The sequence below is a fragment of the Verrucomicrobiaceae bacterium genome (assembly GCA_016713035.1).
Taxonomy (GTDB): Bacteria; Verrucomicrobiota; Verrucomicrobiia; order Verrucomicrobiales; family Verrucomicrobiaceae; genus Prosthecobacter.
In genome coordinates, this window is the sequence record JADJPW010000001.1 from 1,144,302 (window position 1) to 1,165,254 (window position 20,953).

The 20,953-nt window shown below is 59.1% G+C and carries 18 protein-coding genes; 8 read left to right on the forward strand and 10 right to left on the reverse strand.

Annotated elements, in window-relative coordinates:
- Nucleotides 1-49 precede the first annotated feature (49 nt).
- Nucleotides 50-1,180 (reverse strand): hypothetical protein, encoded by a 1,131-nt coding sequence (locus IPK32_04980; GenBank protein ID MBK8091348.1) that lies wholly within the window; start codon nt 1,178-1,180, stop codon nt 50-52.
- 69 nt (nt 1,181-1,249) lie between these two features.
- Between IPK32_04980 and IPK32_04985 the strand changes: the two genes are divergently transcribed.
- The 3 genes from IPK32_04985 to IPK32_04995 all read left to right on the forward strand — a co-directional run bounded on the left by IPK32_04985 (nt 1,250) and on the right by IPK32_04995 (nt 5,508).
- The gene (locus IPK32_04985; GenBank protein ID MBK8091349.1) at nt 1,250-1,924 is read left to right on the forward strand and encodes a hypothetical protein; all 675 of its coding nucleotides are present in this window, start codon (nt 1,250-1,252) and stop codon (nt 1,922-1,924) included.
- Nucleotides 1,925-2,027: 103 nt separating this feature from the next.
- Nucleotides 2,028-2,783, forward strand: coding sequence for an SDR family oxidoreductase (locus IPK32_04990; GenBank protein MBK8091350.1), 756 nt, complete (start codon nt 2,028-2,030; stop codon nt 2,781-2,783).
- Nucleotides 2,784-2,961: 178 nt separating this feature from the next.
- On the forward strand, nt 2,962-5,508 hold the full coding sequence (locus IPK32_04995; GenBank protein ID MBK8091351.1) for a tetratricopeptide repeat protein: 2,547 nt from the start codon (nt 2,962-2,964) through the stop codon (nt 5,506-5,508).
- A gap of 10 nt (nt 5,509-5,518) precedes the next feature.
- On the opposite strand, the gene IPK32_05000 is transcribed toward IPK32_04995, so the two are convergent.
- Together IPK32_05000 and IPK32_05005 are read right to left on the reverse strand one after the other, a co-directional pair.
- The gene (locus IPK32_05000; protein MBK8091352.1) at nt 5,519-6,826 is read right to left on the reverse strand and encodes a hypothetical protein; all 1,308 of its coding nucleotides are present in this window, start codon (nt 6,824-6,826) and stop codon (nt 5,519-5,521) included.
- A 91-nt stretch (nt 6,827-6,917) separates the two neighbouring features.
- Nucleotides 6,918-8,237: a DUF1501 domain-containing protein gene (locus IPK32_05005; protein MBK8091353.1), complete on the reverse strand. Its 1,320-nt coding sequence runs from the start codon at nt 8,235-8,237 to the stop codon at nt 6,918-6,920.
- A 129-nt stretch (nt 8,238-8,366) separates the two neighbouring features.
- Here IPK32_05005 and IPK32_05010 point away from each other — a divergent pair, with 129 nt between their 5' ends.
- Nucleotides 8,367-10,052, forward strand: a complete 1,686-nt coding sequence (locus IPK32_05010; protein MBK8091354.1) for a hypothetical protein — start codon at nt 8,367-8,369, stop codon at nt 10,050-10,052.
- A 79-nt stretch (nt 10,053-10,131) separates the two neighbouring features.
- Here IPK32_05010 and IPK32_05015 read toward each other — a convergent pair whose 3' ends face one another.
- From IPK32_05015 to IPK32_05030, 4 genes are read right to left on the reverse strand one after another with little or no spacing between them, the layout of a single operon-like run.
- The gene (locus tag IPK32_05015; GenBank protein ID MBK8091355.1) at nt 10,132-11,130 is read right to left on the reverse strand and encodes a hypothetical protein; all 999 of its coding nucleotides are present in this window, start codon (nt 11,128-11,130) and stop codon (nt 10,132-10,134) included.
- Nucleotides 11,131-11,152: 22 nt separating this feature from the next.
- Nucleotides 11,153-12,157 carry a hypothetical protein gene (locus IPK32_05020; protein MBK8091356.1) on the reverse strand — a complete coding sequence of 335 codons (1,005 nt, stop codon included), beginning with the start codon at nt 12,155-12,157 and terminating at the stop codon, nt 11,153-11,155.
- Nucleotides 12,158-12,173: 16 nt separating this feature from the next.
- Nucleotides 12,174-12,899: a hypothetical protein gene (locus tag IPK32_05025; protein MBK8091357.1), complete on the reverse strand. Its 726-nt coding sequence runs from the start codon at nt 12,897-12,899 to the stop codon at nt 12,174-12,176.
- Nucleotides 12,900-12,940: 41 nt separating this feature from the next.
- Nucleotides 12,941-14,218 (reverse strand): hypothetical protein, encoded by a 1,278-nt coding sequence (locus IPK32_05030; protein MBK8091358.1) that lies wholly within the window; start codon nt 14,216-14,218, stop codon nt 12,941-12,943.
- On the opposite strand from IPK32_05030, the gene IPK32_05035 reads away from it, so the two are divergent.
- Nucleotides 14,217-14,384 carry a hypothetical protein gene (locus IPK32_05035; GenBank protein MBK8091359.1) on the forward strand — a complete coding sequence of 56 codons (168 nt, stop codon included), beginning with the start codon at nt 14,217-14,219 and terminating at the stop codon, nt 14,382-14,384. The genes IPK32_05030 and IPK32_05035 overlap by 2 nt on opposite strands.
- A gap of 25 nt (nt 14,385-14,409) precedes the next feature.
- Here IPK32_05035 and IPK32_05040 read toward each other — a convergent pair whose 3' ends face one another.
- Entirely contained in the window at nt 14,410-14,715 is a 306-nt protein-coding gene (locus IPK32_05040; protein MBK8091360.1) for a hypothetical protein, read from the reverse strand.
- Nucleotides 14,716-14,864: 149 nt separating this feature from the next.
- Nucleotides 14,865-15,158, reverse strand: coding sequence for a hypothetical protein (locus IPK32_05045; GenBank protein MBK8091361.1), 294 nt, complete (start codon nt 15,156-15,158; stop codon nt 14,865-14,867).
- A 1,050-nt stretch (nt 15,159-16,208) separates the two neighbouring features.
- On the opposite strand from IPK32_05045, the gene IPK32_05050 reads away from it, so the two are divergent.
- Both IPK32_05050 and IPK32_05055 read left to right on the forward strand, forming a co-directional pair.
- Nucleotides 16,209-17,129, forward strand: a complete 921-nt coding sequence (locus tag IPK32_05050) for a fibronectin type III domain-containing protein (protein ID MBK8091362.1) — start codon at nt 16,209-16,211, stop codon at nt 17,127-17,129.
- A gap of 166 nt (nt 17,130-17,295) precedes the next feature.
- Nucleotides 17,296-17,889 carry a hypothetical protein gene (locus IPK32_05055; protein ID MBK8091363.1) on the forward strand — a complete coding sequence of 198 codons (594 nt, stop codon included), beginning with the start codon at nt 17,296-17,298 and terminating at the stop codon, nt 17,887-17,889.
- Nucleotides 17,890-17,997: 108 nt separating this feature from the next.
- On the opposite strand, the gene IPK32_05060 is transcribed toward IPK32_05055, so the two are convergent.
- Nucleotides 17,998-19,515, reverse strand: a complete 1,518-nt coding sequence (locus tag IPK32_05060) for a sulfatase (protein MBK8091364.1) — start codon at nt 19,513-19,515, stop codon at nt 17,998-18,000.
- A gap of 70 nt (nt 19,516-19,585) precedes the next feature.
- On the opposite strand from IPK32_05060, the gene IPK32_05065 reads away from it, so the two are divergent.
- Complete coding sequence (locus tag IPK32_05065; protein MBK8091365.1) at nt 19,586-20,932, forward strand: sulfatase-like hydrolase/transferase; 1,347 nt, start codon at nt 19,586-19,588, stop codon at nt 20,930-20,932.
- The last annotated feature ends 21 nt before the right edge of the window (nt 20,933-20,953 follow it).

Genomic DNA, 20,953 nt, shown 5'->3' on the forward strand with positions numbered 1-20,953 from the left:
TGGCATGCGGCGCAAGGGATCATCTTTGTTTAAGCGCTGCCCCTAAGCTTCAACGAGCCACCTTCAGCGCCGCTTGAGCCGTCTTGAGAGCGGCGTCTGGCACGCTCAGGGGCGACATATTCGCCCGCATGCGGCGGCCAGCGGCACCGGCATTGGTGAGGATGCTGTGCACGGCCTGCGCAGTCTCTTGCGGTGTGTGCGTGCGGATACCACAGTCGCGGGAGGTGAGCATCTCCGCATTCCCCTCCTCCTGACCGGGGACGACGTAGTCGATGACTGCGGGGATTTTTGCCGCGAGCACCTCATGCAGTATCGCGCCGCCAGCTTTGCAGATGACGACATCATGGGTGCGGAGGAATTCGGGGATGCGTGTCGTCCAGCCGATGATGTCGATGCACTCAGGCGGTAGCGAGTCCGTAAAACGCCGCAAAACATGGTACAGGCGTGAGCGATGCTTCCCCACCGGCAAAGTAAGCCGCACCCCATCCAGCAACAGAGGCCGCAAAGCCTCCAGCGTGGCAGCGACGTGTCTGCCCGGAGTCGATGGCAGGTAAAGAATACGCTGGCGCTGGGAATCCCAGACTTCCGGTGGAAGCTCTTTGGTGAAGGCCAGGCTCACTGGAAAGCCAGTGACGCGGATTTTTTCCTTCGCCACCCCCAGTCGCTCCACGACATGCAGCGTGTCCTCATCCGCGACACAGTAGCGCTCACTGGGCTGCTGCACCCAGATCGGATGTACACTGACAGAGTCGGTAATGATGGTGACCAGCGGAGGGACCGCACGCTTTGCCCGGAGGGCCTGCAGAATGCCCGCATAAACGGGATAAGTGCTCACAATGAGCCGTGGAGCCTCTTTCTCGATTTTCTCCTCCACTGCGCGGATGAGAGGGATTTGCCAAGTGGCGTCAGGGCCCGTCAGCTTCGGATTTCCCAGCATCTTATAAGTCAGCCGCCAAGCTGAAGGGCAATGAATGATCGCCGCCTGATAGGCCGCCTTCAGCACAGTGGCGGTGCGTGGCTGTACCTCGCTGATGAGATCGCAGACCTGGACGGATTCCCCAGGATGCAGGCGGGTAAAGGCCTCCGCCACCGAGTGCGCTGCTGTATTGTGCCCGTCACCGAAGCCTGCTGTCAGTATCCAAATCACTCCCGCATGGCTGGCGGAGAAAAATATCTTCACAAGCAAAAATCTCTGGAGCGAGGCGTATATGTTGATTATCTAGACTCCTTAATAAAAGTCGAGTTCGCCATGAAAAGTCGCCGTTCACATCCCCGCAGCCAGCTTTGCGCCGCAGCAGTCACCATGGCTGCGGTCGTGGCCCTGCTCGCCCCCCTGCGGCAGGGGCCGTCTGAAATGCGCACGCAGCATGCGTCCTTTATCCCGCTGCTGGCGGCTAGCGGCGTGGCAGAGTCGGCATCCTTCCACCGGCTGGCCACGGCAAAACCCGAAAACGCGAGCACCACGCCCCAAGTACGCGTGCCAGCCACTCGGGTGAAACGGTCCCAGACCCGCAAAGTGGCTCCGGCGGCCCTCACGCATGATTTTCAGTCACCACGCGTCCGTTGGCAGCATTTGGATGCAGACACCCGTGAGGCGCTGGATCGCAGAATCGCCTCGATGAGCCGGATTCAGGCCATCGAGCTGCATGGCAGCAGCATCGGCACGACCAGCCAGCTCCACCGCATCCACCGCCTAGTGCGTGGGCATCGAGCTGGGCATCCCTACCACTTTGTGATCGGGGATCGCGTGGAAGCACATGCCACCGCTCCAGACGGAGACGTGCTGCATGTGTGCGTGCTGGGAGATTTTCATACCACGCCCCCATCTAGCGACAAACTAGCGGCACTGGATGAGGTGCTCGACTATCTATCCATGAAAATCGGCGACTTACCCCTGCGCATGCACGACCCGGAATGCCTATGAGCAGCCTTCCCAGCACAGCAGATTCTCAAAGCGGTGCAGGCACGATGAAGCCGCAGCACAGGCTCCCTGTGCCGCGTTTGAATAGCCCCCATCATCCACCCGCATGAATCTGAACCTGCAAAATCAAACTGTCGCCATCATCGGAGCTGCACGCGGCATCGGTCGAGCCATCGCCGAGGGATTCCTGGCCGAAGGCTGCCAGGTGCGTGCCCTAGACCGCGAAAAATCCGCCGACTTCATCACTGTGGGCGATGTAGCAGATTATTCCGCCGTGCAGGCCTTCGCCGCATCTTTCGAGAGCATTGACCACGTCATCTTCTGCGCAGGAATTGGCTCAGGGAAATTCGGCTTTCCCTTTTGGAATCTGGAACCCAGCGATTGGCCGCGTGTCTTGGAGGTGAACCTCATCGGTGCGGTAAACACCGCGCATGCCTTCGCCCCGCGCCTCATCCAGCGCGGCGCAGGCAGCATGCTCTTCCTCACCAGCGTCGCGGGCCAGATCGGCTCGCAGACAGACCCGCCCTACAGCGCCTCCAAGGCAGCACTCATCAATTTCATGCAATGCGCCGCCAAAGACCTCGGCCCGCACAACATCCGCGTCAATGCCCTCGCACCAGGCATGGTGAAAACAGAGCTCAATCAGTCCATTTGGGCCGCCAGCCAGCTCAAACTGCCAGAAAACCAGCGTCAAAGCTTTGACCAATGGGCAGCCGCCAAGATCCAAAAAGTCTCCCACCTCGGCCGCTGGCAAATGCCAGAGGAATATGCCGCCATGGCCTGCTTCCTCGCCTCAAACCACGCCCTCAACATCACTGGCCAGACCCTCAATATCGACGGCGGACAGGTCATGCACTCATAAACCACCGCATCGGTGCCAGACCACTTGCTGGATGGGAGCGAGAGGCTTTGTTTGTGCTCTGCTTTCACCATCCATTCGACTTTCTGAGTTCGTCAGCCAATTTGGGGTGATGTTTCGTGCTTTATCCCATCTGCTTTTGCCTGGCCTCTGCTTTTCCTCTGCTTTGATCGCAGGGGTCGTGGATAGGGCAGATTATTTGACGGCGCGGCAGGCTCTGGCGGATGGGCTGCCAGAGGTCGCAGCAGTGAAGGTCGAGCGTCTTTTAAAAGACAAGGGCCTGTCCAAAGAGGATGCTGCTCTATTGGCTCAGTTTGCAACGGAGGCATGGATTCGAGCAGGCGATGGAGCCAGAGCTTTGGATGTGGCAGGGGCTTATGATTTTGTGGGCGAGCCATTTTGGCGAGCACAGGCCTATACTCTGCTGGGGCGGTTGTCCGAGGCTCGCGAGGAGCTCGCCAGCTCCTCAGCACCGCTGGATGAGCACTCTCAGTTGCTCCTGGGACGCATCCTGCTGGCGCTAGGCGAGGCAGAGGCCGCACGAGCAGAGGCCCAGCCCCTGTTTGAAAATGGGATACCTGAGATTCGACGGCACGCCGGGCAGTTGCTGGCAGAAATCGACCTCCGCAGTGGGCATGCCGATCAGGCTCTGAAGCTGATCGAATCCGCCCAGATGCCGAAAGGCCACGCGGAGGGCGATCTACTGCGTGCGCGTGCCTTGTTAGATCTCGGCAGGCTGGCAGAGGCCCGTGAAGCGCTTCATGTAGTGCTAGGAGCCAGTGGTGGCGGGCAGCAGACACGCGATGCCGCAGAGACTTTGATGGCTGAGATTTGGATGCGTGAAAAACAGCCAATCAAAGCCTACGAGCATCTGATTCAGCTCCTAGATGACTCCGTCGAGAGTAACATGTGGACCGAGATGTTTGATGCTCTGGATCGGACATGGCGTGCACAGCCTCCACCTCATAGATTGCCATCCGCAGTGCTTTTATGGGCAGCACAGGGCAGCCAGGCGCAGCAGAGTGCTGATCCGCCACCGGCTTTGCAGCGGGCGATCGACCATTTTCGAGGCCATGCGTGGTACATCGTCGCCCGCTGGCTCCAGGCAGAAAATAGGCCTGTGGAGGCCGTCAGTATGATCGAGGCTCTTTTGCGCCTCCAGCCTGACCACCCGCGCACCAGTGCTGCGATGCGCATGGCGATGGATCTGCATGCTGCGGCAGGCGTGGACTCGCGTGTTTTGGAGTTGGCAGACAAATGGCGTGAGCGCTTCAGCGGTGCAGAGGGCAGTGCTGGTGTCGATTTCCTCGCAGGCAGCATCCTTTTTCGACTGGGAGAGCACCAACAGGCGGAGGAGTCTTTTCAAGCGGCATCCAATGTGACGCTGGATCTTTCAGAGCGCCGTCGCTCGCTCTTCAATGCGGCGGTCGCTGCATCGAAGGCGGCAGATGCAGTCCTTTTCCTGGGGCTCATGGCCCAGCTAGAGGCGACGGGTGGTGCGCATAGCGGCACGGGGGACAGCGCCGCAGATTTGCAGCTCGAAAAGGCTCTCGAAGCCGCAGCAAAGCGCCGCGACGGTGCGGGCGATGATTTGCGTGCCTTCATCAATAGTCGCAGCACGCATCCCCGCATCGCAGAGGCGCAGGTGGCACTGGCAGAGTGGTTACTGATCACACTCCCACCACGAGTGGATGAGTCACGGGCGATCCTGGATGCGATTCGCATCCCAGCGGGTGAAAGTGTCCAGGCTGAGGCTCTGCGTCAGCGTATCGACTACACTCGCCTTTGGATGATCGAGGTGGGTGGAGACATCAAGGGTCTCGTCACGGCTGCATCGGATTTCATCAAAAAATGGCCCCAGAGCAGTCTCGTCCCCGATGTGCTCATGAAGCAAGCCGCGTCCTATTACCAACTGGAGGACTTTGCCAATGCACGAGCCGGTTTTGAGCAAGTAGCACGCGATTATGCCAAGACTCCTCATCACGATACCGCACTCTATTTTGCCGCGCTCTCTGCGATCTCTGTGATGAGTGATGATGGACGCAAGCGTGCACTGACGATCTGGGAGGAGCTAGCGGCCAAGGGAGGCTCCCTGGCGCTGCCCTCCCGGAGGCAGCAGGCTCTGGCGCATCGTCGCCTGGGTGAGCTACCAGAGGCGCTGAAGGCGCTCGATCAGATTCTCGATGTAAAACTGCTCGATGAGGACACGCGGCGTCTGACGACATGCGAAAAGGCAGAGGTGCTGCTCCTCCTCGGCAAGACGGATCCCACACGACTCGAAGAAGCGGTGAGCTTGCTGAATACCTTCATCTCCTCAGAGCACGAGACCGATTTCCTCTGGAAGGCCCGTGCTGGCTACACGCTGGCGGTGGCCTTGCATGATGCGAAGCGTGACACCCTTGCTCTGGAGGCCTGCTATGATGTGCTGCGGGCGGCTGATGAGACACCGCCGGCCAATCCGACGGATTACGCTTGGTATTCAAAGGCTGGCTTCTTCGGCATCGACTTGCTTCAGGCCACGCATCAATGGGAAGCCGCCGCAAGACTGGCCGAACAGATTTCTCAATTCCCCGGTGGTCGTGCTGAGGATGCCCGACAGCTCGCCACGAAGATCCGATTGGAGCATTTCCTATGGGATGGCCCGAAGCCAGTCCCACCGCGCATCCCGGAGACTGCAAAGCCGGAAGAATCCAAGTCGGAGACGATCAAGCCAGAGAAAGGGAACTGAGAAAAAGGCCTCACATGGCCAAAAGGATCGTGGCGGTGCGATCTGTGGCTCCATCGTGTGCGAGCAACGCCGCCTGACCGCGTGTAGCGAGTGCTTCTGCCTCTGCTGGCTTTGCCAGAAGCGCTGCGGCTTGCATTTCTAGCTCGCGGAAGTCATGCACCTGCACCGCGCCTTTGTGGCTGAGGAGCATTTCCACTAGGGGGGTGAAATTCTCCATGTGCGGGCCGAAGAGCACCGGTTTCCCCGCCATGACGGCCTCCGCTGGATTTTGGCCACCTTCGGCCAAAAAGCTTTTCCCGATGACGACGAGCGTGGCGAGATGCATCCAGGCAGCGAGCTCGCCCGTGCTGTCGATCAGCACACAGCGCGAGGCGGAGTCCACACGCGTCGCGGCATCGCTACGCAGTGCTGGGTGCAGCCCGGCTTTTTTTAGCTCGGCGGTGATTTCAGCGCGTCTTTCTGCATGACGTGGCACGAGGAGTAGCGCGAGGTCTGCGTGACTCTGCTGCAGCTTTTGAAACACCCGCGCTAGCTCCACTTCCTCGCCCGCGTGTGTGCTGGCAGCGAGCAGCACGGGCTGCTCAGGAGCCACACCACGCTCAGTGAGCACGCGGCGCATCTCGGCCACTCGATCTGGCGGCACGCTGGCACCTTGTGGGTCATATTTCACGCTGCCGGTGTGGGTGATGCGATCCCGCAGGACACCGAGAGCGGCCCAGCGGTCCACATCCTTTAGCTCCTGCACACAGACACGCGAGAGTCGGGCATAGATCGGTGCCACGAGGCCGCGCAGCATCGTCAGACGCCTCTCACTGCGTGGGGAAAGCCGCGCATTGATCAAAGAAACCGGAATTTTCTGTCGGGAGCACGCATGGAGCAGATTTGGCCACACTTCTGCCTCGACGAGCACGAGCTGACGTGGCCGCAGGGCCTCCAGGACTCGACTTGGCACGCCTGGGAGGTCCACGGGGCTGTAGATCGCGACGACACGGTCTGGATGCTTCGATTCACACTCTTTGGCCAAGGCATAGCCAGTGGGTGTGGTGGTGCTAAGGACGATGCCGCAGTCTGGCGCTAGCGAGAGCAATCTCGCGATGAGCTTCCTCGCGACATTCACCTCCCCCACGCTGACGGCGTGCATCCAAAGGCGCCTCGCGGGCAATCGCTCCAGAGAGATGCGCAGTGCTTGGGGGTAAAAGCCCAGGCGCTGCGCCAGATCGCTCCACTTTCCACCGCGTCGCCACATTTTCACAAAGGCACCCGGCAGCATGATGAGCAGACCGAGCGGGAGTAGCAGATTGTAGATGAGAATAGACACGATGGATGCCAGCGCCGACCAAGGCGGGGCGGCGATGTTGCAACAGCCCCAGGAGGGAGACAACTCCGCGGCTCAAAAAACACTGCCTAGTTCAGCTCACGATGGCACGCGGGACGCGGCCATGCACGTCGGTGAGGCGGTAATCACGGCCTGCATAGCGATAGGTCAGGCGCTCGTGATCGATGCCGAGCAGGTGCAGGATGGTGGCATGCACATCATGGACGTGCATTTTATCGACAGCGGCTTTGAAGCCGAAATCGTCGCTCGCGCCGTAAGCAGTGCCGCCGCGTGCTCCACCACCGGCGAAGAACATGCAGAAGCCATGCGGATTGTGATCACGGCCATTGCCATTCTCGCTGACGGGCGTGCGACCGAATTCGCCCCCCCAGACGATGAGCGTATCCTCCAGCATGCCGCGCTGCTTCAGATCGCTGATGAGTGCAGCGATGGGGCGGTCGATATCTGCTGCGAGTCGGCGTGTGGTGGCATCATGATTGGAGTGCGAGTCCCAGGGCTGACCATTGCCATAATAGACCTGCACGAAGCGCACCCCACGCTCCACCAGCCGCCGCGCCATGAGGCAGCCGTTGGAGAAATGGCTGCTGCCATAGAGTTCACGCACCTTGGCGGGCTCCAGATTCACATCAAAGGCATCTGTGGCAGCGGATTGCATGCGGAAGGCGGTCTCCATGGCCTGGATGCGGCCATTGAGAGCGACATCCGCGCCACCGCGGAGGGCGAGATGCTCCGCATTGAGTGCCTGCATGAGATCGAGCTGTCGCCGCTGATCGGTGCGGGCCATTTTCTCATTATGCAGCCAGGGGATCATCTGACGTGGATCGAGATTGCTGTGATTGATGTAGAGCCCCTGATGCTGAGCGGGCAGAAAGGCACTGCTCCAGAGGATGGAGAAGCGCACCGGCCTGCCGGGGCACAGAACGACGTAGGAGGGCAAATTGGCGTTCTCATTGCCTAGGCCATAGCTGAGCCATGCGCCCATGCTCGGCACCCGCTCGGTCATGGTGCCATTATTCATGAGTAGCAGGGCGGGGCCGTGATTCGGATTATCCGTGTGGCAGGAGCGCAGCACGCAGAGGTCATCGGCCTGCGTAGCGAGCTTTGGCAGCAATTCACTGATCTCCAGGCCGCTACGACCGTGCTTGGAGTATGCGTAGGGACTGGCCAGCAGGCCACCGGTGGGCCGCTCCGTGCGTAAATCGGCCCCGGCGGGCTTTTGACCCGAGTATTTCACCAGCGAGGGCTTGGGATCAAAAAGGTCCGGCCCAAATGGCCCGCCATTCATGAAGAGGTGAATGATGCGCTTCGCTTTGGCTGGAAAATGGGATCTGGGCAGCCCACCTGCGGCCTCCAGGCTCGATGCCAGCCCAAGCGCCCCCATGCCGCCGCCCATACGGGCTAGCAGCTCGCGGCGAGAGAGTGCGAACAGCGTTTCAGAATTCATGCAGACATCCACTACGCGATGAGGCGGGTATTTTGTTCCGTGATAAAAAGGCATCGCCATGCACGACTCCTGCATCCCATGCGCTCGATCCTTTTCCTTTTCGCCCTCAGCCTCTCCATCGCCTCCGCCGCCTTGCCGCCGGAGAAGCGTGTTCTTTTCCTCGGTGATAGCATCACGCAGGGTGGTGGCTACATCGAGATCATCGAGGCCGCACTCATCGCCCAGCATCCAGATTCGCAGATGGAGATCATCCCGCACGGCCTCAGCAGCGAAACGGTGAGCGGCCTGAGCGAGGAAGGGCACGCCGGGGGCAAATTCCCCCGCCCTGACCTGCATGAGCGGCTCGACCGCGCTTTGGAAAAACTGAAGCCCCAGCTCATCTTCGCCTGCTACGGCATGAATGATGGCATCTACCTCCCACTCGGTGCCGAGCGCACCAAGGCCTACCAAGTCGGCATGCAAAAACTACGTGCCAAAGCTGCCGCAGCCGGTGCACGCGTCATTCACCTCACACCGCCGGTTTTTGATCCGGTGCCCATCGCGGCCAAAGTCGTGCCTGCGGACAAAGTGGACGGCTCACACCCCTTTCAGGGCTACAATGAGGTGCTGGACTTTTATAGCGACTGGCTGCTCGACATGCGTGATGAGAAAAAATGGGAAGTCCTCGATGTGCACGGCACGATGGCGGCTGCGCTGGCTGAAAAGCGCAAGAGCGACCCGCAGTTCACCTTCTCACGCGATGGCGTGCATCCAGGCCCAGAGGGCTACGTCCTGATGGCGCGGCCAGTGCTGGATGCCTGGGAGCTAAAAATCCAAAACGACGGCACTCCAGCGCATCTCAACGGCGCAGCGATCCTCGCAGTGATCAAAAAGAAGCACGCCATCCTCCGCCCAGCCTACCTCACGCATGTGGGGCATAAGCGCCCCGGCAACGCCGCAGGCCTGCCTTTGCCAGAAGCACTCCGCCAGGCCGCCACGCTCGATGCAGAGGCCCGCAGGCTCGCCAAATCGACGCAGATCGAGTTCCCCGATCTCAAAGGCGAGTGGAACGGCTACGCCAAGCACGAGCTGAGCATCGCGGGCAAGCCCGTCACCGTCATCGCACCGAAAAAAGCCGCCGCTGGCCGTCCGTGGGTCTGGCATGGCGAATTCTTCGGCCACAAGCCCGCGCCAGACATCGCGCTGCTCGGCAAAGGCTTCCACATCGTCTATATGAAGATCAATGACATGCTCGGATGCCCGGCAGCCGTCGCCTTGTGGAATCAATGCTACGCAGGGCTCACTTCCAAGTATCAGCTCGGTCCAAAGCCTGCGCTGGTGGGCCTGAGCCGTGGTGGGCTGTATTGCTACAACTGGGCCATCGCCAATCCGACGCATGTCGGCTGCATCTACGCCGATGCACCGGTCTGCGACTTCAAAAGCTGGCCCGGCGGCAAGGGCAAAGGCAAAGGTGATCCGCGCAACTGGTCGTTCGTGCTGAAACTCTGGGGCTTCCCAGACGAAGCTGCCGCACTCGCCGCAAAAGTGAACCCAGTGGACAATCTGGAGCCACTCGCCAAAGCCGGCGTGCCGCTGCTGCATGTCTTTGGCGATGCCGATGATGTGGTGCCCTGGGATGAAAACACCGGCCTCATCGAATCACGCTACAAAGCCCTGGGCGGCAGCATCACGCTGATCCGCAAGCCCGGCATCGGCCACCACCCCCACGGCCTGGATGACTCCACTCCGATCATCGACTTCATCGCGAAGCATGCGGCGAAGTAGCGGTCCCTACGATTAGGATATTTACCCCTCATGATGAAATGGAGCGAGCTCTAGCGAGTCTGGGCCTATCCTTTGATCATTAAACCTTACGCTGGGATGAAAGCCATACGATGCATACCACGGTGAGTGCGCCGCCTCCCCATAGCAGCCAGGAGGGGGAATCGGATGTCGTTTGTGGGGCATTCTGCTGAGATGACGGCGCTGCGGCGCTTTTCTTGGGTGGGTGTGTTTTGACCCACTCCTTCATGTCGATCTTCATTGGTGGAGGTTCCTCGGGGACCGTGGTTTTCGCAGGCTGCCGATATTTCGCGCTGGCGTCAGAAGCCCACCAAGCCTTGAGACGTTTGAGGCCGTTAGTCACATCAGCAATGAAGCCGCCGTTGGCCTTTCGTAGGTCAATAACAGGCGAGTCGTCTCCGAGTGCGAGGTCAAGGTGCGGGACCACATCAAAAGCCATCGCCTGACTGTGACCGATAAATGGGTAATCGGACTTGCCTCGGATCTCATCCGTGCGGCGCATGACTTCTTTGATTTCCTCTGGGGTGAGCTGCCCGCGCGTGTCGTCTAAAAAGCGTGCAAGTTGCTGAATGGCTTCCGGGCTTTTGATCCTCTCAAGTGCTCTAAAGTTCGCCTGGCGCAAATAGCTTGGGTGCTTGTCTAGCTCATCCCCCAGCAACTTTGCGTGACCGGGGACTAGTACCAGCAACCTGCTCACATAATCGAAGACCTCATTACTATATTCTTCGCGAACAGGCTGCGGCATCCCAAATCTATTTTCAGCTTCGTTAGTTTTACCAAATCCAAACGCGACTCGGCGCGACAGCTCCCAATATTGCCACAAAAGCCGTGCGTCCTTGGACAAGTATGCCTGATAAATGCCACTCCAATCTCCCTTGCTGACCAACACGATTCGTTGCTCATCCTCTTTTTGTTCAATTCCGCTCGGGAATTCGGTATCGTCGGTTAGTTGGGCATCCAAAATCGAAAGAACCGTTCCTCTATTTCTCGCAGTCTCTTGTGAGATGGCTCCATTTCCTCCGAATAAACACATGCATAGAATTGCTGTTATCGTTTTCATGGATTTGGACTCACTGACCACATTAAACCTTACGCTGGGATGAAAGCCATACGATGCATACCACGGTGAGTGCGCCGCCTCCCCATAGCAGCCAGGAGGGGGAATCGGATGTCGTTTGTGGGGCATTCTGCTGAGATGACGGCGCTGCGGTGCTTTTCTTGGCTTGATATGCTTTGAGCCACTCTTTCATGTCGATCTTCGGCGGGACGGGTTCGGGCGCTAGCTGGGCAGCGGGGGGCTGGCGGTATTTGAGGCTGGCATCCGATGCCCACCATGTTTTCAGCCGCTTCCGCGCCGCGATCACATCCGCCAAAAAGCCGCCATTGGCTTTACGCAGATCCAGAACAGGAGAATCATCCTCCAAAGCGAAATCAAGAAAACCGACCATGTCATAGCAGAGTCCCTGCCCGTGGGCGACAAAGGGGAAGTCAGACTTGGACGACTGCTCTTGCGCCCATTTGATGTAGCGGTCTTTTTGCTCCTTCGTCGGCTCGCCTCGCTCGTCATCGAGAAAACGAGCGAGCTGTTGGATGGCTTCCGGTGTTTTCATTTTGCTCAATGCACGTAAGTTTCGAATTCTGACATCACCCTTCAATGGATAACGATCGATTTCGTCTGCCAAAAGCAATGCATGCCCAGGTGTTTTCGTTAACAGCTCTGTTATGTAGGTGGAGACATCTTTGCTATATGATTCTCTCGCGGAATGCGGCAATCCAATTCTACCTTTAGAATCATTTGTTTTGCCAAATCCAAACGCGACTCGGCGCGACAACTCCCAATATTGCCACAAAAGCCTTACGTCCTTGGATAGGTATGCCTGATGAATGCCGCTCCAATCACCCATGCTGACCATTTCAATCCGTTGTTCATCCTCTTTTTGTTCAATTCCGCTCGGGAATTCGGTTTCGTCAGTTAGTTGAGCATCCAAAATCGACAGAACCGTTCCTCTATTTCTCGCAGTTTCTTGTGAGATGGCTCCATTTCCTCCGAATAAACACATGCATAGAATTGCTGTAATCGTTTTCATTGATTTAGAACTCAGTTTAGTTGTTATCTCGATTTTGAAGATAGGAAGACTCGTGTACCTTTTTCCAATCCGCCTTCACCAAGCGCTTGGGACTGGCGTAGCTTTTGGGACCAAAGCGACCGGTCATCAAGCGTGCCTCGCTATCACTGTGGCGCACGTAGCCAGCGTAAGGCACCGGGCTGAAGGTGAACTTATCGATCATGTCGGGGCTCTGTGTGTGCCCCAGTCCCAATAGGTGGCCGATCTCATGCGCGATGATCCAGTTCTGTTTATTGGAACTGCCGCTAACATCCACCGCTGAGGCCACCCAGGCGACGTTTTCCATTTCCAGCCGCAGTGCCCCGCTGGCCCAGCCCCGGTAACTCCAGGATTGCAGGTCATTCCGGTTCAAATTTGAAGGGTTCGCATCTGCTAGCCACTCATGCACAGCCACATTCCCCCCGCTTGCCACCACGTAGATATTCACGCCGCTGTTATCCGGCGCAGAGGCCGCCAGGATGGCATCCTCCTCCGCGCTACGGCGGTCTTGCATGGGCGGGCGCCCTGCGATAATATCTAGTCGGTTGTCATTGATGGTATCATCTGTGCCGGTGCCATTGGGCAGGCCCAGTCCCACATCAAAAGGCACCGTCTGTGCGTCCATGAGGGAGACCTCGCACTCAATATTGGCCTGCACGAGGTAGATGCTATCGAGGTATGTTTTCAATACCGCTACGTCCGGCACATGGGGTGGAGCGCTCACATCGCTTCCATTCTGGCGGCTAATACGGTGAATGAAGACCTTCAGCAGCTTCGGTGGCAGCACACAAAAGCGGGCGGCACACTGGATATTGTCGGGGTCCGCAGCGCCCCCTCTGGGAAAACCCCAGGGGTTGCATAGTTCTTGGACACACCCATTTTCAAATAAGCGGTATCGCCCACTTGGCTGCCGACGAAAGGGATCACGCTGGGCCCGGCCGGCTGTGGGAGCTGGACATCCGGCGTGACATTGCCCACGACCTGGAAGACATTCACACCTGGCTGGCTGCGACTAACGAAGCCGATGTTCCGTTGCTCGTCCTTTGGGAGCATGATCCAGAGCTGCGGGCCGTTGGTGCCGTAGGAGACCGTGTCAAAGGCGAAAGACTGGCCCGTCTGCATGTATAGGTCTGGCCGGGCGAGCACATGGTAACGCTCAATATTGTCCTCCATATCTTGTTCCAAGGTCACTCGGTCCCCCACCGCAGTGCAGACTTTGTTCGGGTCCATCTTCAGTACGCGAAAGCTCACCTCCGAGATTTCCACATCAGGATTGGATGGAGCTGCCGGGTTGCGCGTTTTTTTATACTTGTAGTCCAGCACGCGGATGGCGTTTTCCCAAGGCACCTTACTGCCATACGCGATGCCTAGTCCTACGCGTTCACGGGCACGGCTGACCTTCCCGCTGATACTCAGGTTCGGATTTGTTCCAAACACGTGCTTCGAATAGCCAGCGAAGGTGTATGGATTGAAACGAAAGTCTTTATCCTGCCCAGCCTGTGGCGGATAGACTAGGCTTTGCCACTTCTCAGACCACTTGGGTGTAAATTCTTCATACGTGCTACTGCCAGGTGCTATCGTATCATCATCCCATGATAAATCAGCATAAATGCCCACAGGTGGGCTATCGGGATCCGTCTTGAACCAATAGTTCTCGACCATCATGCCATGGGTGGCCAGATAGACCACAGGCTGCGGTGGGTTCTTTTCCGCCTCCCCGCCAAACGCAGGTGCGGGATTACCATTGTTTGGATCATTGCTATTGGCGACCTCATCCCCATCAGACACGCCATCATTGTCACTATCTGCTAATAAGGGATTGCTACGCACCTCGACGGAAACCTCCAATTCGTTGCTCAAACCATCACCATCAAAATCCGCCTTGCCAACGGACCCGACATAGAACTGATCGGTGTACATCAAGCGCACGAACTGCCGCTCCTCATTCGAGGTCAGCGAAAAAGTCAGCACCGCATCACCACCTGCCTCCACCATCGGCAGGAAACTCCAACTCCCTACCGCCAGCGTGCTGCTCGATTGCATGAAATACGACCGCCCCGCCTTTCCCCACCATTTGATGAGAACTTGCCCGGATGTCGCCGTGGACTCTGCCCGCAAGCCCTCACCTGGATCAGTCGCCGTTTGGGCGAATGACACCGCACCCTGGCCCAGCAGCAGCGCCAGCACCGCGACGAACTGCCATACTTGAAGCCCTACGCTCTTCGCACCCGCACTCATGGCTGCACCTCCCCATTCGTCGAGTTCGTGGCTGCATCCTCGCTGGGAGGCGGAGTCGGAGACGACGGCGGATTTGGGGGAGGAGTCTCCACCTTCCAGAACTGAATGATCGTATCCTTCGGCTTCGCGGGCGGAGGAGGATTAGCCGCCAGCTCCGCAGCCGCAGCGGCAGCCGCCGCCTCACGCTGCGCACGCCGGGCCACCAGCGCCTCATAATTCGCCTCCACATACGCATGCAGCGCATCCAGCTCCAAGCAGGCCGCATCCGCCTCCACCGCAGAGCCCGTGAAATCCTTCAGCACATACCACGCCCGCTTCCCCGGAGGCGCTACCGCCAGCACCTCCCCCCGTCTCGAACCGCTGCACCCCACTGAGCAGATTAAAATCCACACTGCTCCAAGCCGTCACCAGCCTGCCATCATGGTTCCACTGCACCTCCGTCAATGAGCCCTCATAGACCCGCGCCGTGACCAACATCATGGATCGCATCGGCTTTGGCACCGAGCCATCCGCCCGCGCCGCCGCAGCCTGAGCCGCCTGCTGCGCCGCCTTCGCATCCTGTGCCGCCTTCATCTGCGCCAATTGCTCCGCCGTCGGCGGCTCGATACGCTGCATCGTGAGTAGTGATCCATCCGCCTGCCGCACCGTACTCTGCACCATCACCCGCGCCGAAGGCACGAGCCGCGAGGCCCCTTCGTCCGTAGCTTGCTGCGCGGCAGCGCCGCCCGTCATCGAACCGAAACACATGCAGGCCAACGTGCCTGCGAAATTAAAGAGTGAGAATGTCATTTTCATGGCGCTACTGGAGTCAAAACAGGAAGAATATTGTTTTGGGCCATAAAGAGGGCGCGAACCTGTCACGCCCCCACTTCAGGCACCGTCAAGCGCCTCTCACAGTAGGCGCAGCAAGCCGCGCCCCATGGTGGTGCGCTGCCTCTGAATACTGTGAGCGTGTGGGCGGATGAATTTGACGGTTTCGAAGTGGCCCCGCTGCCCTAGCGGGCAGCACGCAAATTGGTTTATGTCAGTGGTAAATCGTTCTGGGTCGTAAAAAACGTGGGTAGGTGTTTCGGCGGCGGTTGTACCGGAAGCCACTCATGGAGGCAAGAAAAAGATGAATGTGACATCCCGGATGTTTGGCTCCCACCTAGGATCAGCCTCCAGAGCCCGCTTTGCCCCGTTGCGTGCTTTCGCGGCTCAGAAAGAGACTGCCGCACCCGATTGCCGAAAGCAGGCTGCCGTTCCAGGCACGTTTGACGCTGGATTTTTGACCCGGACACGGCGGTGGCAGGGCTGCGCGGCTCCCGTTTGGTGTTGCCACGGCGGTGGCAGGGCTGCACGGCACCCGTTTGGTGCTGCCACGGCGGTGGCAGAGCTGCACGGCTCCCGTTTGGTGCTGCCACGGCGGTGGCAGGGCTGCACGGCTCCCGTTTGGTGCTGCCACGGCGGTGGCAGGGCTGAACGGCTCCCGTTTGGTGCTGCCACGGCGGTGGCAGGGCTGCGCGGCTCCCGTTTGGTGCTGCCACGGGCGTTTTGGGGTATTTTGTCGAAATACAGTGGGAGAGGCTCAAAAAAGGACTCTTGACCTAAAACGGCGATTTATGGTAAAACGCCTGCAAATCCGTCTGAAATACTGTCGGGCAAGTGCACGGCGGGGGCGGGTTTCACGACCAGCAACTCGAACGCTGACTTTCCCACCCCCCGCAACCACGTGGCACGCTTCGGACAAGCCTATTTTGGTACCGGCACACGCTTCGGAGAGGACAGCCCGCGCTCCATCCCACGAACACGCACCATGGCCTCCAACCGTCTCCCCGATCAACGTGACCGTCTTTTCGCCCTCGCTGAGGATATGATCGACGGTCTCACCGCCCACGAAGCCACCATCGGCATCAAACAAAACACCGGCACCGTGCTGCGCCCGGCACTGACTGCCGCCCGTAGTGCCGAAACCACCTTTGGCGAATGCCAGGTACTCAAAAAAGCCGCCAACGCGGCCCTCACCAGCGCCGATGCCTCTGGAAAAATCTTCCTCAACAACGCCCGCAAGCGCCTTTCCAAATTCTTTGGCGAATCCGCCAGCACCGAATGGGCCGCCGCAGGCTGGCCACCTGGCACCACCGCTGCGCCCGCTACCCAAGACCAGCGTTTTGACCTCATCGCCAGCCTGCGGGCCTACTTCACCACGCACCCAGAGCACGCCAGCGCCGACATGGAGGTCACGGCGGCACTCGCCGATGCGGCGCATATTGCCATCAGCAATGCCCGCGCCGCCCTGGGCCAAAAAATCACCGAAAACGGTCAAGCCAAAGCCACCCGCGACAGCACCGAGCGGAATCTGCGCATCCGCATGAGCGGCCTCATCACCGAGCTCGCCACCCTGCTCAGCGATGAGGACCCACGCTGGCATGCCTTTGGCCTGAACCGCCCAGCGGATGCGGAGACGCCGGAGTCGCCCAGCTTCACCACTGCCGTGCCCGGCCCGAACCATAGCCTGCTGGTGGACTGGGACGACAGCCTGCGTGCTGACCGCTGGCGTGTGTGGATCAAAGTCATCGGCGTGGATGCCGACTTCCGCGCCGTGCAAACCGTCACCGAAAGCGATGCCACGATCCCCGGCCTAACCGCCGGTGCCACAGTGGAGGTACGTGTGACCAGCGTGAACGAGGCAGGCGAGAGTAGCCCTGGTCCCGTCGCGAGCGCGGTGGTCGGCTAGCCCTCCGCAGGTGATCTTACTCGTCCTCCAACTCCTACTCCCGGAAGCGCGGGCCAAACTGTCGGGCGAAAGCCTGGAGACGCCCCTTCCGGGAGGAAGAGTAAGAGAAAGAGTCGGAGGAAGATTCAGAAACCAAGAACGAAGAACCACGAACCAAGAACACATCATGCCCTACGACCCCAACTGGCCGCAAAACGGCCTCCTCATCGACGGCGATCGCTTTCGCGAGCAATTCGCCTCCCTCAAAACCCTCATCGACGCCATTCAAAGCGGCATCACCAGTGTGGAAGTGGACAGCGTCAGCACCTTACCACCGGGCAGCGCCGCCAGTGTCGGCATCAGTCTCAATGGCAGCGTGCTGCACTTCAGCTTCGGCCTGCCAGAGGGCCAACAAGGCCCCCAGGGCAGTAATGGCAACGATGGGGGCACTGGCCCCCAAGGCCCGCCCTTCGCCAGCGCAGTCGTCGATAACGTCAACACGCTCGATCCCGGCCAAAACGCCACCGTCAGCGTCAGCTTCGACGGGTCGAACGTGCACTTCACCTTCGACATCCCACGCGGCAACGACGGCACCCAAGGCCCGCAAGGCAACCCCGGCGAAGTGACGCAAACCGACCTCAACAACGCCCAGCAAAACACCCTGAGCCAATGCAGCAACAACTCCAACAACGTGACAACTCTGGACGCACCCATGGCTGATCCCGACATGGAGTCGCTGCGCAACGCCTACAATAATCTGGTGAACGCTCTGCGGCGGTAGTGGGGCTTTGGTCGTATGCCTCACAGTGGATCAAATCAGATCAGTTTGTTTCACGAGGCCATCACCAAACCGGTCCTCGTTTCCTCCGTCGAGGAGTTTAAGGAAGATTCATTTTCCTTTTTTGGGCTCTTCGGGTGGGAGTAGGCTTTTTTGGCGGGCTTCCCATTCGGCGTAGCCTTTTTTGCTGCGGTTGCCGAGGTATTTGTAGGTGTCAAAAATGGCGGCGTTGCCGGTTTCGCGGGGGTCGTGCTCGGCTTTGAGCAAGGCATCGAGCTGGGCGCGGAGTTGGGCTTTTTTCGCGGCGTGGGCGGGGTTTGTGGCGAGGTTTTTGAGGCACTGCGGATCGGCCTGGATGTCGTAGAGTTCTTCTTCCGGCCGGTAGTTGAAGGCGAGATCGTAAAACTTGTCTTTGTGCTCGGTGATCCAGGTTTTGGTGGGGCCGTCGTCGCAGTTGCCGTAACCGGTTTCTGGATTGCAGGCGGGCCAGCGCTCGGGGTGGTAGTTGTGGCTGTAAAAGTAGTCCGTGGTGCGGATGGCGCGGACGGGATAGCCCCAATCGTTCGGTCTGCCGATGTCGTGGCGCTCTTTGCCAGCGAGCATGATTTTGCGATCTTCGATGAAACCGCTTTTTTCACTGCGGAGGATGTTGGTGAGGCTCTTGCCGGTGATCTGCGGATGCATGGGCTGACCTGCGAGCTCTAGGTAGGTGGGGGCGAGGTCGCGGACGTTGATGAAGTCATCGACGACGCGGCCGGGCTTGATCCCCTTCCCCCAGCGCATGGCGAGGGGCAGATGGTAGCCGTCTTCATAGATCTGGCCTTTCACACGCGGGAATGGCATGCCGTGGTCGGAGGTGATGACGATGAGGGTGTCCTCTAGCTGGCCGCTTTTGCTGAGCACATCGAGCACGCGGCCGATCTGCGCATCTGCCCACTCGACCTCGATGGCGTAGTCGGCGAGGTCGCCACGCACGACTTCATTGTCCGGGAAGTAGCCAGGCACATCGACATCGGCGAGTTTTTTGCCGAGGCGGACGCCACTGCCTGCTTCATAGGCACGATGCGGTTCTTTGAATCCGCACCAGAAACAAAACGGCTGGTCTTTGGCCTGCGTGGCGAGGAAGTCGGCAAAGTTCGCGGCGTAATCGGTGGGCTGGATGCCTTTGGCGGGCACTTGGAGCTTATGCATGTCAAAAGACGGGCCTGCGGGATTCCGCGTGCGGCCTTCCAGCTCAAATTTTCCCGGTCCCCAGCCTTTTCCGGTCAAACCGACCAGGTAGCCGCCTTTTTCGAGCAGGTCGGGATAGACGGCGAATTTCGGCGGGAAGATGCCGCCATGACAGACGGCTTCTTCGAGCTGCCAGGAGTTCCTACCGGTCAAAATGGTGGCTCGGCATGGGCTGCACTTCGGGTTCGAGGTGAAGGCATTTTTGAAAAGCACGCCTTCACGGGCTACGCGGTCAAAATTCGGCGTTTTGACCCAATCACAGCCGTAGGCACCTGCGTGCTGCCAGCCCCAGTCGTCAAAGATGATGAAGAGGATGTTCGGACGCGGGGCCTTTTCCTGTGCCGGTAGCACCGTGGTGAGGAACGAGGTCAGGAGCAGCAGCAAAGCGGTCAATCTCATGGTGCGATGACAACGTGTGGCGTACAGCTCGTTATCAGGCGGTGCTGAAAAACTGCTGTTTATCCCTCCCATGACTGTGCGCTCACTTTTTATCGCCTTGGCGGCGCTGCTGCCGTTTTTGACCTCACATGCTGCGAGGCCGAATTTCCTGCTCATTTTGGCCGATGATCATGGCTACGGCGATGTCTCTGCCTACCACGCATCGGATGTGCAGACGCCGAACATCGACCAGATCGGCAAGCAGGGCATGCTTTTCACCGCGATGCGGGCGAATTGCACGGTGTGCTCCCCTTCCCGTGCGGCGCTGCTGACGGGGCGCTACGCGGACCGTGTGGGTGTGCCGGGCGTGATCCGCACGCGGCCAGAGGACTCCTGGGGCTACTTCAAGCCGGGAGTGCCGACGCTGGCGGATGAGCTGCGAAAGGCGGGCTATCACACCGGCATCATCGGGAAGTGGCATCTGGGCCTAGAATCGCCCAACACGCCGAATGAGCGCGGCTTTGACCATTTTCACGGCTTTCTGGGTGACATGATGGACAGCTACACCACGCATCTGCGCCACGGGAATAACTACATGCGCCGCAATGATGAAGTGATCGATCCGCAGGGCCATGCGACGGATCTTTTCACGGACTGGACCGCCGATTATCTGCGTGAGCGAGCGAAGACGAAGGAGCAGCCGTTTTTCCTCTACCTAGCCTACAATGCGCCGCACTTCCCCATCGAGCCACCCGCGGAATGGCTGGCAAAAGTGAAAGCGCGTGCTCCACAGCTCGATGAGAAACGTGCGATGAATGTGGCCCTGGTGGAGCATCTGGATGACCGCATCGGCAAGGTGCTAGCAGTGCTGAAGGAGACTGGGCTGGAGCAAAACACGGTCGTTGTCTTCAGCGCGGATAATGGTGGCTCGCTACCCCATGCGCAGAACAATGATCCCTGGCGTGGCGGCAAGCAGGATCATTACGACGGAGGTCTGCGTGTGCCCTTTTTGCTGCGCTGGCTAGCGCAGATTCAGCCTGGCAGCCACAGCGATTACCAGGGGCTGAACTTTGATCTGTTCCCGACTTTCCTCGAGCTCGCAGGAGCGAAAATCTCGCCAGAAGTCGATGCGGTGAGTCTGGTGCCGATCCTACGCGGCGGCAGCATCCGCTCACCGCGTGATCTGTACTTCGTGCGTCGCGAAGGTGGCAAGCAATACGGCGGCAAAGACTACCAAGCGCTGATCCGTGGTGAGTGGAAGCTGATGCAAAACGATCCATTCAGCCCCCTGGAGCTCTACCATCTGAAGAACGACCCCCAGGAGAAAACCAACATGGCAACGAAGGCGCCGAAAGTCTTCAACGAGCTCTCCACCGCGCTACGCCAGCACATTCAACGCGGTGGTGCTACTCCGTGGCAGCGCCCAGCGACACATTGATTCACCACACAGCTCCTCATC

Coding starts and splice junctions, on each gene's coding strand:
- IPK32_05015 (MBK8091355.1), bottom strand. CDS start 11,130: ATGAAAACGATAACAGCAATTCTATGCATGTGTTTATTCGGAGGAAAT.
- IPK32_05055 (MBK8091363.1), top strand. CDS start 17,296: ATGCCCTACGACCCCAACTGGCCGCAAAACGGCCTCCTCATCGACGGC.
- IPK32_05020 (MBK8091356.1), bottom strand. CDS start 12,157: ATGAAAACGATTACAGCAATTCTATGCATGTGTTTATTCGGAGGAAAT.
- IPK32_05065 (MBK8091365.1), top strand. CDS start 19,586: ATGACTGTGCGCTCACTTTTTATCGCCTTGGCGGCGCTGCTGCCGTTT.
- IPK32_05030 (MBK8091358.1), bottom strand. CDS start 14,218: ATGCAATCGAGCAGCACGCTGGCGGTAGGGAGTTGGAGTTTCCTGCCG.
- IPK32_04990 (MBK8091350.1), top strand. CDS start 2,028: ATGAATCTGAACCTGCAAAATCAAACTGTCGCCATCATCGGAGCTGCA.
- IPK32_05005 (MBK8091353.1), bottom strand. CDS start 8,237: ATGGGCGGCGGCATGGGGGCGCTTGGGCTGGCATCGAGCCTGGAGGCC.
- IPK32_05050 (MBK8091362.1), top strand. CDS start 16,209: ATGGCCTCCAACCGTCTCCCCGATCAACGTGACCGTCTTTTCGCCCTC.
- IPK32_04985 (MBK8091349.1), top strand. CDS start 1,250: ATGAAAAGTCGCCGTTCACATCCCCGCAGCCAGCTTTGCGCCGCAGCA.
- IPK32_05035 (MBK8091359.1), top strand. CDS start 14,217: ATGAAATACGACCGCCCCGCCTTTCCCCACCATTTGATGAGAACTTGC.
- IPK32_05060 (MBK8091364.1), bottom strand. CDS start 19,515: ATGAGATTGACCGCTTTGCTGCTGCTCCTGACCTCGTTCCTCACCACG.
- IPK32_05010 (MBK8091354.1), top strand. CDS start 8,367: ATGCGCTCGATCCTTTTCCTTTTCGCCCTCAGCCTCTCCATCGCCTCC.